2 protein-coding genes are annotated in these 1,672 nt (G+C 43.9%); one reads left to right on the top strand and one right to left on the bottom strand.

Annotated elements, in window-relative coordinates; all coding sequences use genetic code 11:
• Positions 1 to 255: 255 nt before the first annotated feature.
• Positions 256 to 1,485 carry an EAL and HDOD domain-containing protein gene (locus RYZ59_RS24500; protein ID WP_042201166.1) on the top strand — a complete coding sequence of 410 codons (1,230 nt, stop codon included), beginning with the start codon at positions 256 to 258 and terminating at the stop codon, positions 1,483 to 1,485.
• 126 nt (positions 1,486 to 1,611) lie between these two features.
• Here the strand turns inward: RYZ59_RS24500 and RYZ59_RS24915 are convergent.
• A partial coding sequence (locus RYZ59_RS24915; protein ID WP_071528444.1) for an IS1 family transposase occupies positions 1,612 to 1,672 on the bottom strand: 61 nt, incomplete at its 5' end.

Raw genomic sequence — 1,672 nt, 5'->3', positions numbered from 1 at the left:
GCTGATAGAAACAGAAGCCACTGGAGCACCTCAAAAACACCATCATACACTAAATCAGTAAGTTGGCAGCATCACCGCAGGGAAGGAATAAATCAGTGAACAATTCTGTTGGTCGGGAATGGTGATGTCGCATCATCCCGGTTCTTTTATGATTTGAGTTGTGCTCCGGATCAAATTTATTGCCCGTAGTGCGTGTTATAAGCATGGAAAGGTTACATTTCTAAAAATTATAACGCTGACCTGGGGACCGGGAATATGTATTCATTTATCGCACGCCAGCCTATTTTTGACACAAAAATGCAGACCGTCGCTTATGAGCTGCTTTTCAGGGACGGAATGAACAATGCCTTTCCCGATGTTTCACCAGAATACGCCACGTCCAGAATGATTTCTGACCAGTTTTTATGCATCCCTGTTCCCCGTATAGCCAACAATCACAGTTCTTTTATTAATGTGCCGCACCAGATGATCATTAACGGACTGGGCGATACGCTGCCGAATGAAAAAGTGGTCATCGAAATTCTGGAAAATGCAGTCCCGGATGATGCGCTTTTCTGTGCCGTAAAGGATATGCACGACAGGGGTTACCAGCTTGCGCTCGATGATTTCACGATGGATGATGAATGGGACCGCTTTATGCAGTATATTTCTGTCATCAAATTTGATGTCAGAGACAATGACTATGAAGATATCCGGCAATATATCCACAGAAAAAGTCAGCTTCTGCAGGGCATAAAATTCCTTGCTGAAAAAGTGGAAACAAGGGACGAGTTTGAGCTTTACAGCCGGGCGGGTTTCGCGCTTTTCCAGGGATTTTTCTTCAGTCGCCCGGAAATCCTCAGAAATAAATGCCTTTCCCAGAACCCCCTGCCACTCTCCAGGCTGATGATGGAGGTGAACAGGGAAAACCCGGACTTTGCCGCGGTCGAACGTCTGCTTAAAACCGATCTGACGCTGTCATATAAAATCATGCGCTACGTCAGAAACATGCTGTTTAAATCACATGGCATAATTCAGGCGGACAATCTTACCCTGAAAGAAATGCTGATGTATATGGGGGGCAAAGAACTCCGGCGGTTTGTTGCGGTGGCCGCCCTTTCAAATATGGGGCGTTCCGGCATCAGTGAACTTTATCATCTGAGCATGGTTCGCGGAAAATTCTGCGAATTAATTGCCGGAAAAATAAATAATGTTTCATTATCCTATAACGCATTTATATGCGGTCTGTTTTCATTGCTGGATGTCATTCTTGAACTCCCCATGGACGATTTAATTAAACAGATTTCAATCCCGCAAAACGTAACTGCCGCGCTTTGTGAACATAAAGGTGAACTTTTTGACATACTGACCCTGTCGTTATGTTATGAGAAACTTAACTGGGAGGAAACCGCGAAAATATGTAATACCCTCAATATCAGCGAGTTCACTGTTATAGAAACCATGCAGGCCGCAACAAAATGGGCGGACGAGCTCGCCGTCTGTTAAGGATATTTATCACAAGACAAATCAGTCATACACATCATTTTTTTAATTAAAGAAATACCGGTGGACGCCGTTATATCCGCTTATCCAGACACAACGAGACACTATTATCATGGTAATGACTCCAACTTATTGATAGTGTTTTATGTTCAGATAATGCCCGATGACTTTGTCATGCAGCTCCACCGAT

Source organism: Citrobacter sp. HN-141, assembly GCF_033341895.1.
Classification (GTDB): Bacteria; Pseudomonadota; Gammaproteobacteria; order Enterobacterales; family Enterobacteriaceae; genus Citrobacter.
This window is presented reverse-complemented; position numbering and strand designations above follow the sequence as displayed.